General features: G+C 37.2%; 18 protein-coding genes. 5 read left to right on the top strand and 13 right to left on the bottom strand.

The features are described from left to right. Positions 1-34 precede the first annotated feature (34 nt). The gene (locus tag ACSVH6_RS02015; RefSeq protein WP_438075040.1) at positions 35-544 is read right to left on the bottom strand and encodes an acyl-CoA thioesterase; all 510 of its coding nucleotides are present in this window, start codon (positions 542-544) and stop codon (positions 35-37) included. A gap of 59 nt (positions 545-603) precedes the next feature. Beyond that, positions 604-1,551, bottom strand: coding sequence for an SPOR domain-containing protein (locus ACSVH6_RS02010; RefSeq protein ID WP_438075038.1), 948 nt, complete (start codon positions 1,549-1,551; stop codon positions 604-606). 101 nt (positions 1,552-1,652) lie between these two features. Between ACSVH6_RS02010 and dprA the strand changes: the two genes are divergently transcribed. Further along, positions 1,653-2,756, top strand: coding sequence for a DNA-processing protein DprA (gene dprA / locus ACSVH6_RS02005; protein WP_438075036.1), 1,104 nt, complete (start codon positions 1,653-1,655; stop codon positions 2,754-2,756). Positions 2,757-2,758: 2 nt separating this feature from the next. Here dprA and ACSVH6_RS02000 read toward each other — a convergent pair whose 3' ends face one another. Together ACSVH6_RS02000 and trpS are read right to left on the bottom strand one after the other, a co-directional pair. Further along, positions 2,759-3,184: a hypothetical protein gene (locus tag ACSVH6_RS02000; protein WP_438075034.1), complete on the bottom strand. Its 426-nt coding sequence runs from the start codon at positions 3,182-3,184 to the stop codon at positions 2,759-2,761. Positions 3,185-3,215: 31 nt separating this feature from the next. After that, positions 3,216-4,193 carry a tryptophan--tRNA ligase gene (trpS, locus tag ACSVH6_RS01995; RefSeq protein WP_438075032.1) on the bottom strand — a complete coding sequence of 326 codons (978 nt, stop codon included), beginning with the start codon at positions 4,191-4,193 and terminating at the stop codon, positions 3,216-3,218. Positions 4,194-4,266: 73 nt separating this feature from the next. On the opposite strand from trpS, the gene ACSVH6_RS01990 reads away from it, so the two are divergent. Next, positions 4,267-5,007 carry a lysophospholipid acyltransferase family protein gene (locus ACSVH6_RS01990; RefSeq protein ID WP_438075030.1) on the top strand — a complete coding sequence of 247 codons (741 nt, stop codon included), beginning with the start codon at positions 4,267-4,269 and terminating at the stop codon, positions 5,005-5,007. 85 nt (positions 5,008-5,092) lie between these two features. Here the strand turns inward: ACSVH6_RS01990 and ACSVH6_RS01985 are convergent, their stop codons facing one another. The 4 genes from ACSVH6_RS01985 to recA all read right to left on the bottom strand — a co-directional run bounded on the left by ACSVH6_RS01985 (position 5,093) and on the right by recA (position 8,711). Continuing rightward, on the bottom strand, positions 5,093-6,625 hold the full coding sequence (locus tag ACSVH6_RS01985; RefSeq protein WP_438075028.1) for a hypothetical protein: 1,533 nt from the start codon (positions 6,623-6,625) through the stop codon (positions 5,093-5,095). Further along, entirely contained in the window at positions 6,622-7,173 is a 552-nt protein-coding gene (locus ACSVH6_RS01980; RefSeq protein WP_438075026.1) for an RNA polymerase sigma factor, read from the bottom strand. Before ACSVH6_RS01980 ends, ACSVH6_RS01985 begins: the two co-directional genes overlap by 4 nt. Positions 7,174-7,194: 21 nt before the next feature. Next, a complete protein-coding gene (locus tag ACSVH6_RS01975) occupies positions 7,195-7,617 on the bottom strand; it encodes a hypothetical protein (RefSeq protein WP_438075024.1) in 423 nt (140 codons plus the stop codon). Between the two features lie 89 nt (positions 7,618-7,706). After that, on the bottom strand, positions 7,707-8,711 hold the full coding sequence (gene recA / locus ACSVH6_RS01970) for a recombinase RecA (protein WP_438075021.1): 1,005 nt from the start codon (positions 8,709-8,711) through the stop codon (positions 7,707-7,709). A 124-nt stretch (positions 8,712-8,835) separates the two neighbouring features. On the opposite strand from recA, the gene ACSVH6_RS01965 reads away from it, so the two are divergent. Genes ACSVH6_RS01965 through ACSVH6_RS01955 form a run of 3 tightly spaced genes read left to right on the top strand, consistent with a single transcriptional unit; the run spans position 8,836 to position 11,270 of the window. Next, positions 8,836-9,570 (top strand): lysophospholipid acyltransferase family protein, encoded by a 735-nt coding sequence (locus ACSVH6_RS01965; RefSeq protein WP_438075019.1) that lies wholly within the window; start codon positions 8,836-8,838, stop codon positions 9,568-9,570. 3 nt (positions 9,571-9,573) lie between these two features. Beyond that, the gene (locus ACSVH6_RS01960) at positions 9,574-10,572 is read left to right on the top strand and encodes an acyl-ACP desaturase (protein ID WP_438075017.1); all 999 of its coding nucleotides are present in this window, start codon (positions 9,574-9,576) and stop codon (positions 10,570-10,572) included. Positions 10,573-10,625: 53 nt separating this feature from the next. Beyond that, positions 10,626-11,270, top strand: coding sequence for an HD domain-containing protein (locus tag ACSVH6_RS01955; RefSeq protein ID WP_438075015.1), 645 nt, complete (start codon positions 10,626-10,628; stop codon positions 11,268-11,270). Positions 11,271-11,311: 41 nt separating this feature from the next. Here ACSVH6_RS01955 and ACSVH6_RS01950 read toward each other — a convergent pair whose 3' ends face one another. From ACSVH6_RS01950 to ACSVH6_RS01930, 5 genes are all read right to left on the bottom strand, one after another. Beyond that, on the bottom strand, positions 11,312-12,094 hold the full coding sequence (locus ACSVH6_RS01950; RefSeq protein ID WP_438075013.1) for an enoyl-CoA hydratase/isomerase family protein: 783 nt from the start codon (positions 12,092-12,094) through the stop codon (positions 11,312-11,314). A gap of 12 nt (positions 12,095-12,106) precedes the next feature. After that, positions 12,107-13,519, bottom strand: a complete 1,413-nt coding sequence (locus ACSVH6_RS01945; protein WP_438075763.1) for a sensor histidine kinase — start codon at positions 13,517-13,519, stop codon at positions 12,107-12,109. Between the two features lie 59 nt (positions 13,520-13,578). Beyond that, on the bottom strand, positions 13,579-14,124 hold the full coding sequence (locus ACSVH6_RS01940) for a CopD family protein (RefSeq protein ID WP_438075011.1): 546 nt from the start codon (positions 14,122-14,124) through the stop codon (positions 13,579-13,581). Between the two features lie 3 nt (positions 14,125-14,127). After that, positions 14,128-15,141, bottom strand: a complete 1,014-nt coding sequence (hemH, locus tag ACSVH6_RS01935) for a ferrochelatase (RefSeq protein ID WP_438075009.1) — start codon at positions 15,139-15,141, stop codon at positions 14,128-14,130. Positions 15,142-15,241: 100 nt separating this feature from the next. After that, positions 15,242-16,114 carry a helix-turn-helix domain-containing protein gene (locus ACSVH6_RS01930; RefSeq protein WP_438075007.1) on the bottom strand — a complete coding sequence of 291 codons (873 nt, stop codon included), beginning with the start codon at positions 16,112-16,114 and terminating at the stop codon, positions 15,242-15,244. Between the last annotated feature and the right edge of the window lie 170 nt (positions 16,115-16,284).

The raw sequence follows: 16,284 nt of genomic DNA, 5'->3' as shown, positions 1-16,284 counted from the left end.
GGAATATACTACTTTTTTAAAAGCAAAAAAATAATTATACAAACAAGGCTTTCAGTTCAGTAGCCTCGTGTGGATTGAGTTTTCCTGCCAAAACCAAACTCAACTGTTTGCGTCGCAAAGCTGCCTCAAAACGTTCTTTTTCCAAGGGAGTTTCCGGAATAATTTGCGGAACCGGAACCGGATTACCGGATTCGTTTACGGCCACAAAAGTGTAAATCGCTTCATTGGCTTTGGTTCTGATTCCCGATTCCCGGTCTTCAATCCAAACATCCAAAAAAATTTCCATCGATGAAGTGAATGCTCGCGAAACTTTTGCCTCCACAGTAACCACACTGCCCAGAGGAATGGAGCGGTTAAATGCCACATGATTCACGGAAGCCGTAACGGTAATTCTTCGGGAATGTCTTCTGGCTGCTATACTGGCGGCGCGGTCCATTCTGGCTAATAATTCACCACCAAAAAGATTATTCAAAGGGTTGGTTTCGCTGGGCAAAACTAAATCAGTCAAGATAGTCAAAGATTCGGAAGGATGCTTTGGATTCATGCGTTTTTTTTGCAAAGGTAATTACTGCAAATAAAAAATCCCGATTTCTCGGGATAATTTTATAATTCTTCAATCAAAAGCCAAGCATCTTTATTATCCAGTTTCTGAATGTCTTTCATCGCTTGGTGGGCCTCGCTGTAAGTACTGTAACTTCCGTAGAGCACCGGGAATAATCCGTGTTTGTTAGGCGCTAATCTTTTGGCTTTAAAACCTAACTTAAGCAGGGTTTGATAAGCGTTTTCTGCATTTGCTTCAATTCGGAAAGCACCGGCCACCACATGATACGGCATTTTTTCCGTAGCAGGAACGGTTAACGTTACGCTTGGCAACGGATTTTCGATAACGAAAGTGGCTTCCTGAATTTTTTGATTTATTTTTTTCTGAACATTGGTTTCTACCAAAAGGGTTTCTTGCTTTACCTGTTCAAGATAATTGTCATATAATTTATAACCCAATGCCGAAGTCAATCCTAAGGAAACAGTAATAACAGCAGCATATTTTAATGCTTTGTAACTTTTTCTTTTTTCGGGTGTGAAAGCGATAGGTGCTTTTTCTTCTAAAACTTCAACAACTTCTTTGTATGCTTCACGTTTTATTGATGGCGATACAAAGGAACTCAAACCAAAAGATTCTTTGAGATAGTTGATTTGATCTGCGGGAACAAAAACTAAATTTCTTTCCGCATTCAATGAAAATTCCCCAATGTGTTTTAAGGAAAAATAACCCATCTCCTGAATTTTTGAGGTCCAGACAGATACTTCATTTTGAATGGCATTCACTGCAATTTCATAAGAGATTTTTTCGGCCTGTGCCAAATGATTTGCTAATAATCCGTCATTGTTTTTGATAAATGGATTGAAAGAAATCAATTTTTTGGGAGGATAAAAAGAATGGGCACTTTCATCCAATTGCGCCGATTGGAATTCGGTCAGAAAAGCACCGAAACCCGGAATGGTAACACATTGATAGCGATATAATAATTGGGAAATGTAAGGCTCAATCTTCATATCGACAAATTTAGAGAAACAATAGAAGTATCAAAAAATTATCCACAAATTTTATTAACAATTCCAAACAAAATTATTTATTTTTGTAGTAATTTATTGATATGAATAGCACGGAACTTTTTCACATTTTAGCCTTGTTGCGCGTGGATGGCGTAGGTGATATTGTGGCCAAAAAACTCATTAGCCGATGTGGTTCGGCAGAAAATGTCTTTAAGGCTAAGCCCTCTCAACTCAAAGCGATTGAAGGAGTTGGTGATGTTTTGCAAAAGAAATTGAAAGACAAAACTGTTTTTGAAAAAATCGAGCAGGAATTGCGGTTCATCGAAGAGGAAAACATCAAGGTATTATATTTTCAGCAGGAGGATTATCCGGACAGGTTGAAGCACTGTATTGACAGTCCTGTTTTATTGTTTGCTTCAGGGAATTTTGATTTTCAAAACCGAAAATTTATTAGCATCGTCGGCACCAGACAAATTACCTCTTACGGAATGGAAACTACCAAAAAAATCATTGAAGATCTGGCTGTTTTCAATCCGGTTATTGTGAGCGGATTTGCCTATGGTGTTGATATACTGGCGCATCAGGCAGCAATAGAAAACGGATTGCAGACTGTCGGTGTTTTGGCTCACGGGCTGAACCAAATTTATCCCAAGAGTCATAAAAAGTATGTGGCGAAGATGGAAGAAAACGGCGGTTTTTTAACCGAGTTCTGGAGCAACTCTAATCCTGATAAGGAAAACTTTGTCAAACGAAACCGAATTGTAGCCGGGATAAGTGAGGCTACGGTTGTGATAGAAAGTGCTGAAAAAGGGGGGTCGTTAATCACTGCTAATATCGCCAACGATTACAGCCGCGATGTGTTTGCCGTTCCGGGAAGAACTTCAGATAAATACAGTCAGGGGTGTAATGATTTAATTAAAACACAACGCGCTAATCTGTTGACTTCGGCTGCAGATTTAGTCTATTGCCTGAATTGGGAATTGGAAACAAACAAAACCAAGCCGATACAAAAGCAACTTTTTGTTTCATTGGATTTGGAAGAGCAAAGCGTTTACGATTATCTCCAAAAAAACGGAAAGCAATTACTAGATGTAATTGCTCTCGAGTGTGGTTTTCCGATTTTTAAAATTTCTTCTTTACTACTCAACATGGAACTCAAAGGAGTGATTCGCCCTTTGCCGGGAAAGATGTTTGAAGCAGTGTAAGCTTATTTTTTTATTGTGGTTTTTATGGTAAAAGTTTCTTCAATTCTGTCTTCGTTCAAGCCATGAGCCACTTTGACTTCATAACCTTCGGGAAGCTCATTGATTTCTAATATTTCGAGGTTGATTAGTGGTTTGTCGGTTTTATACAATTTAGTCAGCATTTCTTTTTCTTTAGACAATTCTGTGTCTGAAATATATAAAAGCTGTTTCGCCCCTTCAGGAGTTTCATCCTTAGTATAACCAAAATCAGCATTGACTACAAAGGTTTTAAATAAATGAGTCTTAAAGCCAAATGAATTTATAGCGTGTACTTTGGCCAACGCTTTACTGAGTTCAGGCGCTTTTTCTTCGGTGTATTTAATTTCATCTTGGGCAAAAGCACTGAAACTGAAGAGGGATAACAAAAGTATCCAAACATAATTTTTCATGAGAAACAGATTTTTATCAAATGTAGAAATTTTATTCAAATCCCAATTTTTCTCTCACTCTTTTTAATACGATATCGGCAACATTTCCGGCTTTTGCAGCCCCTTGTTTTAACAAAGCGTCGACTTCATCCTGATGATTCATGTAGTAATTGTACTTTTCTCTTTCGGTTTTGAATCGTTCGGTAATCAGTTCAAATAACGCTTGTTTGGCATGACCATATCCGAAATCACGGTTAACATTAGCATATTTAGTACGCATTTCGGCCGTTTGTTCAGCATTGGCAATCAATTTATACAGGCCAAAGATTTTACAGGTATCCGGATTTTTAGGTTCTTCCAGCGGAGTACTGTCGGTTTCAATACTCATGATTTGCTTGCGCAAAGCCTTATCCTCTAAAAAGATATTGATGATATTTCCTCTTGATTTACTCATCTTAAAACCATCAGTTCCCGGAACATACATGGTTTCTTCGTGCACTGTTCCTTCAGGAAGCACAAAAGTTTCACCCATTTGATGATTGAAACGCGAAGCTACATCACGGGTAATCTCGATGTGTTGCATCTGATCTTTTCCTACCGGAACAAATTGTGCATCGTACAATAATATATCGGCAGCCATAAGCATCGGGTAAGAAAACAATCCCGCATTTACATCTTCCAGACGGTCGGCTTTGTCTTTAAATGAATGTGCCAAAGTCAAACGCTGAAACGGGAAAAAACAACTCAAATACCAAGACAATTCAGCCGTTTGAGGTACATCGCTCTGACGGTAAAAAATCACTTTATTGACATCTAATCCGCACGCCAGCCACACCGAGGCCGTACTGTAGGTGTTTTGACGAAGCTCGTTTCCGTTTTTGATTTGTGTAACTGAATGCAAATCAGCTATGAAAAGAAATGATTCGTTAGCTGGATTTTTTGACATTTCGATGGCAGGCAAAATAGCACCCAATAAATTTCCTAAATGGGGTGTGCCTGTGCTTTGAATTCCGGTTAGTATTTTTGGCATTTTCAATTATTTTCTTACTGCAAAGTTAAGGCTTTGTATTAAAAACTACATACCTTTCACTACTTTTGACAGTATGAAAGCACTGAAAATTGTTTTTTGGATAGTTTATCGCATTTGGTTTTACATTTTGATGGCGATTCCGATAATCGTGATGTTTCCGTTTCTTTTTATTTCCATCCTTTCGGAGAAATGGTATCCTTATTTTTTTGTGATGGCACGAATTTGGGCCAAGATTATTTTGTTTGGAATGGGATTCAGAGTGGTTTTAGAAACCGAAGAAGAAATCATCAAAGGCAAGAGCTATATGTTTGTTGCCAATCACACCTCGATGACCGATATCATGCTGATGCTTTCGGTGGTTAAAAATCCCTTTGTTTTTGTCGGAAAAAAGGAATTAGCCAAAATTCCGTTGTTTGGATTCTTTTATAAAAGAACCTGTATTTTGGTAGACCGAAAAAGCTCCAAAAGCCGGATGGCTGTTTTTGAGAGAGCTCAAAAACGATTGAATCAGGGGTTGAGCATTTGTATTTTTCCCGAAGGCGGTGTTCCCGATGACGAATCAATAGTGTTGGATGAATTTAAGGACGGTGCGTTTCGCCTCGCGGTAGAACATCAAATCCCGATTGTTCCTATGAGTTTTGCCGACAATAAAAAAAGGTTTTCATATACTTTTTTCAGTGGAAGTCCGGGTATAATGCGCGTAAAAATCCATCGTTTTTTTGAAACTAAAAATCAAAAACCGGAATACAAGAAAACACTTAAAGAGCATGTTCGCCAAATAATCTTAAAACAACTACAGCACTACAATGCATAAAAAAAGAGTTCCGAATTTTGGAACTCTTTTCTGTTATTACTCGGAAGCAATAACATCACTTAACTAATCTTAAAAGTGTAACAAACTAAAATTTATAACTAATACCACTGTAGATGCCAAAAATGTATGGTTTGAAATTACCGGCGTTAGAATTAAATGTATTTAATTGATATTTTATCGTAGGCTCTACAGAGAATTCAAATGATTTCATAAAACCATATTTTAAACCTAAACCCAAATTGGTGCTGAAATGGACATCATTTAAATTGTTGGCTTTACCTAAATCAGTAGAGAGGTCTTCTGATATAGCGACTATTTTATTTTCGGTCAGGAAAAAGGTGCTGACTCCCCCGATAATCTTAACGCCAAACCGGTTATTAATCAAGGCATAAGTTATTTCTACAGGTACTTCATAATAGCCTATCTTCTGATTGATGAAGCCTTCATTTTTATTTACAAATACATTTTCAAAAGGCAACAAACCGGTGTTTTCAACAGATTCATTTTCAACATGAATGGATTTGCCACTGGCTGTTGGATCAATAGTTGCAATTCCTGTATTATTCAAGTCGGCAAAGAAAACAATGCCATTGGTATCATAGTCTACCGCCATTTTGTTGATACCGGTCCGAACAGCTATTTTATTGTTTACAGCATAACTTAATCCAACACCCAGACTCAAATTAGTGTTATAGGTTTTAGAATTGTTTTCAAACATGGGGTCAATAGAGGAACCGCCGGTTACAGAACCTAAAAAAACAGGGGCTACATTGGAGGTAATCTGCCACCTGTTTTCTTTAGATTGCTGCGTTGTTTTGCTTTCTTTTTCTTTGAGCAATTCTTCCAATGCATTGGTGTTGGCAGCAACGGCGTTTTTGTTTACGCTGTCGTTTGTCTTTGTTGCTGTTGTTACAATTTTTTGGGTTAAATTTTGGCTGCCCTTTAGTTCATCAAGATTGATGCTGCTGCGGTCAGAAGGAGGAAGGATTTTGTTTGAATCTGTCGTTTTATTTGTTGCTTCAGCAATCTTGTTCTCCTCCGTTTTGTTATTGTTTTGAGAATGATTAGCCAAAACTATTTGCGCTCTTTTTTCTTCTATGGGTATTGAGACAGCTGTTTTCGATTTTTCGGAATTCAATTTGATTTTCGAATTTTTATGAACTATTCGTTGATTTTCGGCAACAGCATGTTGTGGTGTTTTATAGTTAGAAGTACCTTCCCTCGGATTTTTTTTATTCGTATCAGGAAACTCGTTTCCAGATTTGTCCTCTGTAGAGGCGGCGACTGCGGTTTCACTTTCTGCTTGACTCATTGTTGTTTTTTCCGGTTTCGCCGTATTGTTTGTGCGGATTTTGTTTTGATTTTGTTTAGTGTTATTGTCAATTACCACTGGGCTTTCGGGTTTTACTTTGATGTCAGTAAATGATTTTCCAATGAGGAAACTGATTAATATTACGGATGCAACACCGGTTAAGTACCACCAAAAAGGGATCACTCTTCTTTTTTTCTTTTCGTTAAGCTTGGCTTCGATATTATCCCAGATTTCTGCTGAGGGATTAACCTCAAAATCTTTGAATTTTTCCTGAAACAGCTTATCTATATTTTTTCTTTCACTCATTTTGCAGAAGGAAAAGGTTTAATTTCAATGTTTTTGTAATGTTCTATTTTTTCTTTTAAAATCATTCTGGCTCTTGCCAAATTTGATTTTGATGTTCCTATGTTGATGCTAAGCATTTCTGCAATTTCCTGATGCGAATAATTATCAAGAACATATAGGTTAAATACTAAGCGGTAACGATCGGGTAATTCCTGAATGATTTTCAGCAAATATTCCAAAGACAGATTTTCATCATCAAGCTCTATGACATCTTCATGTACCATATCTTCATTTACCAAACTCAAAAACGTTTGACCCCGGTATTGCTGCAAAGCATTGTTTATCATTATTCGTTTTAGCCATCCATCAAAAGAACCTTTAAACGAGTATTGTTCAATTTTTTTAAATATAATCAGGAAACCATCTTGTAGATTATCTTGAGCCTCGCTATAACTACGTGAATACTTCAGGCAAACAGCAAACAGTTTGGATGCATATAATTGATACAACTGTTCTTGTGCTTTCCTATTATTGTTTTGGCAATCATTTATGAGTTGTTTTAAATCCAATTGTCAAAAATTGATTGTTATTTAATTCACGGGAATTTCGTATTGTAAAAAAGTATTGTTTCCGTTAGTGTCTTTTCCGTGCCAAAATTTAAAAATATAAGAACCGGTATTCGTTGGCATGAAATTGAAAGAGCAATCCACTATGGAATCCGTTAAATTCTGACATCCGTTGCTTTGCAATACAGCGTTTTCAACGGCTATAGTTCTGACATTAATTTCGTCTCCCGTTCCTTTTTCGTAATAAATTCCATTGTAATAATGGCATGTGGTTGGCCTTTTGTAGTGAATAATAATTGGGTAAGTATTACCTAAACTAAACTCAGTAGGAATCTCAACACTTTCAACAGGTAATAATTCCAAGGTGTATTTTGGTGTGTTGCTATCATCTAAAGAACAAGCGTTGAATAAAAAGACTAGAACAATAAGTGAAATTATTTTTTTCATTATAACAATCATTTTATTTTGGATACTTATATAGGCGAAAGGTTGCGTTAAGGTAATAAAAAAACCCGAAAATATTCGGGTTTGTGGTATTAAGCATTGTTCTCTTTGATGTAATCTTTGATTTTTTGTTCCAATTCATCGGCTAATTCGGGATTGTCTTTTATCAGCACTTTTACAGCATCTCTTCCTTGCCCTAACTTGGTGTCGCCATAGCTGAACCAAGAACCTGCTTTTTTGATAATTTCAAATTCTACGGCTAAATCCAGAATTTCTCCTGTTTTTGAAACGCCCTCTCCATACATGATGTCGAATTCGGCGGTTTTAAATGGCGGAGCTACTTTGTTTTTAATCACCTTAACTTTGGTTCGGTTTCCAATCACATTTTCACCGTCTTTAATTTGAGAAGAACGACGAATGTCCAAACGAACGGAAGCGTAGAATTTCAAAGCATTACCTCCGGTTGTGGTCTCCGGGTTCCCGAACATCACCCCAATTTTTTCTCTCAATTGGTTAATGAAGAAAACAGTACAATTTGTTTTACTGATGGTTCCGGTTAATTTTCTTAAGGCTTGTGACATTAAACGGGCGTGTAATCCCATTTTAGAATCACCCATTTCACCTTCAATTTCGCTTTTTGGAGTTAAGGCAGCTACCGAGTCAATCACGACGATATCAATAGCTCCCGATCGGATTAAATTTTCGGCAATTTCCAAAGCCTGTTCCCCGTTATCGGGCTGTGAAATGATTAGGTTTTCGATATCTACGCCTAATTTTTCAGCATAATTTCGGTCAAAGGCATGTTCCGCATCAATAAATGCTGCAATTCCGCCTGCTTTTTGAGCTTCTGCAATCGCATGTAAAGTCAATGTGGTTTTACCGGAAGATTCAGGACCATAAATTTCGATAACCCTTCCTTTTGGGTAACCATTTACGCCCAAAGCTAAATCCAAACCAAGCGAGCCCGAAGGAATAACTTCTACTTCTTCCACCGCTTTATCGCCCATTTTCATTACGGTTCCTTTCCCGTAGGCCTTGTCTAATTTATCTAGTGTTAATTGTAATGCTTTTAATTTGGCTTCTTTTTCTGAACTCATGTTGTAAAAATTTATTGGCATAAAAATAAGGCTTTTTTCCATGTGAAATCAAGCGAAATTTTACGAATTATAAACAATCTATAAGATAAATATATTCCCTATTTTTGTCCTCAATTTTCACGTTATGGAAAAACTTATTTCGTATCCCATTTCGGTAGTTTACTACTTTTGTTTTGGGTTGACATTGGTCATTTTTCATCCTATTCAATGGATTTGCCTGAATGTATTTGGTTATCAGGCACACAAAAAGAGTGTAGATTATTTAAATTTCTTTTTAACTAAATGTACCAATCTTTTAGGAACAACTTACACTTTTGTAAATAGAGAAGTTATTCCCGAAGGTGTTCCGATTATTTTTGTGGCCAATCACCAAAGTTTGTATGACATTGTTGGAATTATTTGGTATTTGCGTCGTTTTCATGCTAAGTTTGTGAGCAAAAAAGAATTGGGAAAAGGGATTCCGAGTGTTTCCTATAATCTCAGACACGGCGGTTCGGTACTCATTGACAGAAAAGACCCTAAACAAGCCCTACCTGTAATTAAAAGTATGGGTGAATACATTGAAAAGCACAAGCGCTCTGCTGTAATTTTCCCTGAAGGAACCCGAAGCAAAAATGGAAAACCGAAAGAATTTGCGCAAAGCGGACTAAAAATCCTATGTAAATATGCGCCATCAGCCTATGTTGTGCCAATTACCATTAATAATTCGTGGAAAATGGTTAAATTTGGGGCCTTTCCCATGGGATTGGGAAACCGTTTGCAATTTATAGTTCACGAGCCTATGGCAGTAAGAGACTTTTCGTTTGAAGAGTTAATGGAAAAAACAGAGCAAGCGGTAAAAAAATCTATAAAAAATTAGAAAATGCCTCAAAAGAATATAAGACTTGAAGTCATGCAGTTTCTGGAAAAAGACATCGACAAATTTGTGGATGAGTTTTTAATTCCGGTAGAGAAAATTTGGCAACCCACCGATTTACTTCCTAATTCTGAAAACGATAATTTTTTGGAAAACGTGAAAGAGTTGCGCGAATTGGCGAAGGAACTACCCTATGATTTTTGGGTGGTTTTAGTGGGAGACACTATTACTGAAGAAGCCTTACCCACCTACGAAACTTGGTTGATGGATGTAGAAGGGGTAAACCAAAAAACGGAAACAGGAGATAACGGCTGGGCCAAATGGTTGCGTCATTGGACCGGAGAAGAAAACAGACATGGTGATTTGTTAAATAAATACTTGTACCTGTCAGGACGTGTGAACATGCGTGAAGTTGAAATTACTACGCAGTATTTAATCAACGATGGTTTTGATCCCGGAACCGGTAGAGATCCGTACAAAAACTTTGTCTTTACCAGTTTTCAGGAATTGGCAACTTACATTTCGCACAACCGCGTAGCCCAATTAGCAAAGAAATATGGCGACAATAAATTGTCGAAAATCTGTAAAATCATTGCCGGTGATGAAATGCGCCATCACTTAGCTTACAGTGAATTCGTAAATCGTATATTTAAAATCGACCCAAGCGAAATGCTTTTGGCTTTTGAATATATGATGAAGAAAAAAATCACTATGCCGGCCAATTTAATTCGTGAATCCGGAGAAAGTATCGGAATGGCTTTTGAAAAATTTTCAGAGTCAGCCCAACGAATCGGTGTTTATACGGCTTTAGATTATGTTGATATTTTGGAAAAATTGAATGTAAAATGGGAAATCGATAAACTTTCCAATCTGACAGATGAAGCCGAAAAAGCACGTGATTATCTCTTAAAACTACCGGCACGTATGACACGGATTGCGGAAAGAATGGTCACACCGGGTGAAGAAAAGATTTTTTCTTGGGTTCAACCCGCTATGTTCAAATAAAAATTATATCACCAATCCTTTCTCAAAACGAAAGGATTTTTTATTCTAAAAACATGTCAATAATTGATAATACTATACGTTTTGTTAAGCAACAACTTGAAACCGCTGAAGGCGGACACGATTGGTTTCATATAGAGCGCGTGTATAAAAATGCCCTTTTGATAGCTGAAGGAGAAGATTGTGATCTGACGGTTGTTAAATTAGGAGCGCTGCTTCACGATATAGCCGACAGCAAATTTCATGATGGTGATGAGACCATTGGACCAAAAACGGCCAGGGCTTTTTTAGAAAATGAGAAAGCTGAGGAAGACACGATTGTTCAGGTAATTGGCATCATCGAAAATATTTCATTTAAAGGAGGGAATTTTGAAAAAGAATTTCATTCTAAAGAACTTGAAATTGTTCAGGATGCGGACCGTTTGGATGCTATTGGGGCCATTGGAATAGCCCGATGTTTTAATTATGGGGGATTTAAAAACAGAGCCTTGTACAATCCGGGTATGCCGCCGAAACTCAATATGAGTAAGGAAGAATACAAAAATTCTCAAGCACCCACAATAAATCATTTTTACGAGAAATTACTGTTGCTGAAAGATAAAATGAATACGGAAACCGCTAAAAAGATAGCATTAGAACGACATCGTTATATGGAAAATTTCCTGTCGCAGTTTTATGCCGAATGGGATGGCGAACGATAAAAAAAAAGAGAACCAATTAGGTTCTCTTTTAGTTTGAGTATTTATTTTCCTGAAAACTCCGCTTTCCTTTTTTCTAAAAAAGCAGTGGTTCCCTCTTTGAAATCTTCGGTGCCAAAGCATTTACCAAAATTTCTGATTTCTGTTTCATAACCGTTGACGCCGTCTTTGAAGTTGGCATTAATGGCTTTAATCGCTTTTCCGATGGCCACAGGAGAATTTTTCATAATACGTTGGGCCAATGATTTTGTAAAGGATAAAAGCTCCACTTGAGGAACCACATGATTTACTAAACCAGCACGGAAGGCTTCTTCTGCCGATATCATTCCGGCGGTCATAATCATTTCCATAGCCCGGCCTTTGCCTATTAGTTGTGGCAAACGCTGTGTTCCTCCATAACCCGGAATTACACCTAGGGATACTTCGGGCAAGCCCATTTTAGCATTATCTGAAGCAATACGGAAATGACACGCCATAGCCAATTCTAATCCGCCACCCAAAGCAAATCCGTTTACTGCAGCAATGGTAGGTGTTTTTAAATTTTCGACAAAATCAAACAATAATTCCTGTCCTTGTGCCGCCAATTGGGCTCCTTCTTCAACAGAGAAGTTGGCAAATTCTGAGATGTCAGCTCCGGCTACGAAAGCTTTTTCACCTTCGCCCGTGACAATGATAGCTCTGATGTCGACATTATTGTCCAAACTTTCGAAGGCATTGTGCAATTCTTGTATTGTTGCTTTGTTTAATGCATTCAGTTTTGAAGGTCGATTGATGGTAACAAATCCAATACCGCTTTCAACGGCAACTACTATGTTTTCAAAGTTCATAACGAGTGTTTTTTATTTAACAATGGGAAGAGATACGATAAATGTAGAGCCTTTTCCCGGTTCGGTTTCAAATGTAATAGTTCCTTTGTAATTTTCGATGATGTTTTTGATAATTCCCAATCCCAATCCCATACCGCTGGTTTTGGTTGTGAATTTAGGTTCAAAAACATGTTCAATATGTTCCGCCTCAATCCCGGTTCCGTTGTCTTTTACCATAATGATTACGTTGTCTTCTGCTTCTTTTACCGAGACCAAAACATGCTTTTCTTCCTGCTCTTCCGGAATGGATTGAATGGCATTTTTAACCAAATTGGTAATGATTCGGATTAACTGCGTGCGATCCAGTTTGGAAATAATATATGGACTGCTACTTTCAAAAAAAATAAAATCTTCATTGAAAATATCCAAAGCCAGCTCCACTACTTGTACCACATTAAGTGTCTCATTTTGTTGTGCGGGCATTGAGGCGAAGTTTGAAAATGCTGAGGCCACCGCACTCATTGTATCAATTTGCTGAATTAATGTTTTAGAATAATCATTCAGTTTTTGTTTCAATTCCGGGTCGTTAGTATCAAACTTTCGTTGGAAGTTTTGCACCGTTAAACGCATGGGAGTCAAGGGATTTTTGATTTCGTGGGCCACTTGTTTAGCCATTTCTCGCCAAGCCTGTTCTCGCTCACTTTGGGCCAGTTTCGCAGCACTTTCTTCCAGCTTGTCTACCATGCCATTGTAGGCTTTGATGAGCAAATTGATTTCTTGGCTGTTGGCTTCGATAACAATTTTTTCGTTTTTTTGATTTAGGCTGGTTTCGTTGATTTTATCGGAAATTGTTTTTAAGGATTTGGTGATATAGGTTGACAGGAAATAGGCCAAGGCAAATGCAATAACCAACATAAAAGAATACACCTGACTCAATCGCAATAAAAACTGACGCAGCTCATTTTCATAAAATCCGTCGTCTTCCACATACGGAATATTCAAAATACCTAGCGGCTTGAATTTGTCGTCTTTGATTTGGCTATAGGAAGAACGGTTTTTTTCGCCATTGACATTCTTAATGTCAACATATCTTTTTTCTACCGATGATTCTACCAAATTAATAATGTACTTCGGAATGGGCGGGGCAACTTTATCGACTGAAAAAGTGGCCTTAGAAGATTTTAATAACTTCCCCTTTAACGAATAAATATTTATGTCCACATTGTGAATATCAGCCAGTTCGTGAATCTTATCTTTAAAGATTAAGGGCAAATTGGCTTGTGTGAGCGGATAAGTTGTGGTGGAAAGCACATAATTGATGTGTTCCTTTATAGCATTTTCCTTGCGGTCCAATCGTTCCTGATGGTACTCTTTGGCTTCATTCTTAAATTGAATAATTGAAATGGAAGCCATTAATACAGAAGCAATCACAATCAACATAATCATGGACAGGAAAATCCTGATACGCAGTGATAACATTGACATTTTAAAGCCTCTTAACATAGCTACGAGTTGTTTTTCTCCCGAATTCTTTTGTAAAATTTAAATCCGAGCATGATTAAGACAGAGAAAACAATAATCCCCGCTACTCCATAAATCCAATTGAAAGCATTCTTAAGGATGACTAAAAACACTACTGCAAATAAGATAATCGTAGCGCCTTCATTCCACAACCGCATGAAATTAGAAGTGTATTTAACGTTGTCTTGCTGCAATTGATTGTAAATCTGATGGCACTTGAGATGGTACAGATACAACACAAAAACAAAACCAAGTTTTACATGCATCCAAGGCATTTGTAACCAAGACGGCATGAGATACAACAAACTAATAGCGAAAATTGTTGCCAAAACAGCACTAGGCCATGTGATGATGTACCAAAGGCGGTAGGTCATGATTTTATATTGCTTTTGAAGAATTTCTCTTTCGGGAGAAGGTTTGTCGTTGGCTTCAATTTGGTACACAAACAACCGCACGATGTAAAATAACCCGGCAAACCAGGTAATCACAAAAATGAGATGCAGCGATTTAATGTAGTTGTAGAATTCCATAAATTATTTAGACCAATCTTTTATCCAATTAGCAACAACACCACACCATTCATCTTCATCATTCATACAAGGAACAGCTAAAAATTCTTCGCCACCGTGTTCTTTAAAATCTTCATTGGCACGCATGGCTATTTCTTCCAGAGTTTCCAAACAATCGGCAACGAAAGCTGGAGTCACAACGGCTAATTTTTTAATACCTTTCTTAGGCATATTATTGATCTCAACATCAGTGTAAGGGGTAAGCCATTTATCACCAGCCAAGCGCGATTGGAAGGTTTGACTGTATTTACCTTCGGGAATTCCCAATAGTTCCACTACTTGTTTAGTAGTTTCATAACACTGATGACGATAGCAAAATTCATGTGCAGGAGAGGCAGTAACACAACATTTGTCATCGATAGTACAATGTGAATGAGTTACGTCGGTTTTGCGGATGTGGCGTTTTGGAATTCCGTGATACGAGAATAACAAATGGTCATAATCAAATCCGGCCAAATGCTTTTTAATGGAATTCGCCAACACCTGAATGAAATCAGGTTTGTTGTAAAATGCTGGCACTTTGGTAATTGTCATTTCAGGAAAATGTTTCTTTTGCAACTCATCTGCTAATGCCCAAATGGTTGTGGTTGAAGCCATGGCATATTGCGGATACAAAGCCAATAGAAATACTTCCGTTACGCCTTTATCTTTCAATTCCTGTAATCCTTTTTGAATGGTCATAGTCCCGTAACGCATGGCTAAAGCCACCGGTAAATCAACCAGTTTTTCAACTTTTTGATGCATTTTTTTTGAAAAAACAATTAAAGGAGAACCTTCAGAAGTCCATATTTTTTCATAAGCTTCTGCCGAATTTTTTGGTCGGGTTTGTAAAATAATGCCTCGAACTAAAAGTGCTCTTAATAAGAATGGCACATCGATAACATATTTATCCATTAAAAATTCATCTAAATACGGCTTTACATCTTTAGGCGTAGGGCTTTCCGGCGAGCCTAAATTCACTAATAATACTCCTTTCATGTGGGGATTTAATTTTTTTATAAAAGTAATGAAACTTCTTTTCTTGGTTTTGGATTAATAAATTCTTTATCAATGATGAGATATACGAAATCAATCCGAATTAAGGATTGGCTTGTAAACCCATCAGGTATTTTTTGGGTGTGGTGGCAAATTTTTTCTTGAAAGCCGCAATAAAATGACTTCCGGTGCTGTATCCGATTTTTAAACCTACTTCATTTACATTATATGAACCCGAATCCAATAACTGTCGGGCATAATCCATTTTATAATCAAATAAGAAACTGTAAACGGTGTCGCCGTAAATTTGTTTAAAGCCCATTTTCAGTTTCTTCAAAGTCAGCCCAACCTGATTGGCCAATTCTTCTAAACTCGGTGGTTCGGCCATGTTGGCAATGATAATTTCCTTGGCTTTTTTGATTTTTAAAACATTTTCTTCGTCAATCAGAAACGGACACTGCTCAGCATTTGGGTCTTCGTTTCGATTAAAAAATAAACTTAGCAATTCATATCCTTTTCCTTTGTAATAAAGATTTTTAATCGACGGATTTAAATTGTAATGAAACATCTGGTTGAGCACTATAGCCATTGACGGACTGATGTCACTTTCATTATAATACTTGCGGTCTTTGTTTTCTTTGCTCAGAAAAGGAATGTGTTCGGCATCTGCTGTAAAAAGCCCATGGAATTTTTTAATCGATACCAATATGGTAATCAACCAAGATTTTGGTTCGATTTCCATATGCAACGGCAATTCTTTTTCCGGATTGTAGAACAACAGGCATTTTTCTTCTTTCAGATCCAAGGCATAATTGCCTTTGTTGAAAATAAACTTAGCATTGCCTTTCAAACCAAAATGGAATTGGATTAACCCCATGGCTACAGGACGCTGAAAAACAGAAACGGTATCGGTATCGTTTTGAAAACGAATTAAAATAAAGTCGTCATCAATTTTTATTTCTTCTTTAGAACCCATAGCGATATTTTTTCGTATATGTTTTGGAGTCGAAATCAAAATGTTATTTAGAATCAATCTACATAATGTTGTGATAAGCTCTTGATTTCATTACAAAATTAAAAGAAATAACGATAAAAAGACAAATCAGATTAAAAATATCTCTGAGCGACACAAAAAGTTCTTTTAGC

It is taken from the genome of Flavobacterium sp. XGLA_31, from assembly GCF_051547105.1.
Classification (GTDB): Bacteria; Bacteroidota; Bacteroidia; order Flavobacteriales; family Flavobacteriaceae; genus Flavobacterium.
This window is presented reverse-complemented; position numbering and strand designations above follow the sequence as displayed.

Excerpts from the sequence above, each read along its gene's own strand:
- trpS (WP_438075032.1), bottom strand. The coding sequence starts at position 4,193 with ATGCCAAAAATACTAACCGGAATTCAAAGCACAGGCACACCCCATTTA.
- ACSVH6_RS01975 (WP_438075024.1), bottom strand. The coding sequence starts at position 7,617 with ATGAAAAAAATAATTTCACTTATTGTTCTAGTCTTTTTATTCAACGCT.
- ACSVH6_RS01955 (WP_438075015.1), top strand. The coding sequence starts at position 10,626 with ATGTCAATAATTGATAATACTATACGTTTTGTTAAGCAACAACTTGAA.
- ACSVH6_RS01965 (WP_438075019.1), top strand. The coding sequence starts at position 8,836 with ATGGAAAAACTTATTTCGTATCCCATTTCGGTAGTTTACTACTTTTGT.
- ACSVH6_RS01990 (WP_438075030.1), top strand. The coding sequence starts at position 4,267 with ATGAAAGCACTGAAAATTGTTTTTTGGATAGTTTATCGCATTTGGTTT.
- ACSVH6_RS02015 (WP_438075040.1), bottom strand. The coding sequence starts at position 544 with ATGAATCCAAAGCATCCTTCCGAATCTTTGACTATCTTGACTGATTTA.
- ACSVH6_RS01950 (WP_438075013.1), bottom strand. The coding sequence starts at position 12,094 with ATGAACTTTGAAAACATAGTAGTTGCCGTTGAAAGCGGTATTGGATTT.
- ACSVH6_RS01960 (WP_438075017.1), top strand. The coding sequence starts at position 9,574 with ATGCCTCAAAAGAATATAAGACTTGAAGTCATGCAGTTTCTGGAAAAA.
- recA (WP_438075021.1), bottom strand. The coding sequence starts at position 8,711 with ATGAGTTCAGAAAAAGAAGCCAAATTAAAAGCATTACAATTAACACTA.
- hemH (WP_438075009.1), bottom strand. The coding sequence starts at position 15,141 with ATGAAAGGAGTATTATTAGTGAATTTAGGCTCGCCGGAAAGCCCTACG.
- ACSVH6_RS02010 (WP_438075038.1), bottom strand. The coding sequence starts at position 1,551 with ATGAAGATTGAGCCTTACATTTCCCAATTATTATATCGCTATCAATGT.
- ACSVH6_RS01945 (WP_438075763.1), bottom strand. The coding sequence starts at position 13,519 with ATGATTATGTTGATTGTGATTGCTTCTGTATTAATGGCTTCCATTTCA.
- ACSVH6_RS01940 (WP_438075011.1), bottom strand. The coding sequence starts at position 14,124 with ATGGAATTCTACAACTACATTAAATCGCTGCATCTCATTTTTGTGATT.
- ACSVH6_RS01930 (WP_438075007.1), bottom strand. The coding sequence starts at position 16,114 with ATGGGTTCTAAAGAAGAAATAAAAATTGATGACGACTTTATTTTAATT.
- dprA (WP_438075036.1), top strand. The coding sequence starts at position 1,653 with ATGAATAGCACGGAACTTTTTCACATTTTAGCCTTGTTGCGCGTGGAT.
- ACSVH6_RS02000 (WP_438075034.1), bottom strand. The coding sequence starts at position 3,184 with ATGAAAAATTATGTTTGGATACTTTTGTTATCCCTCTTCAGTTTCAGT.
- ACSVH6_RS01985 (WP_438075028.1), bottom strand. The coding sequence starts at position 6,625 with ATGAGTGAAAGAAAAAATATAGATAAGCTGTTTCAGGAAAAATTCAAA.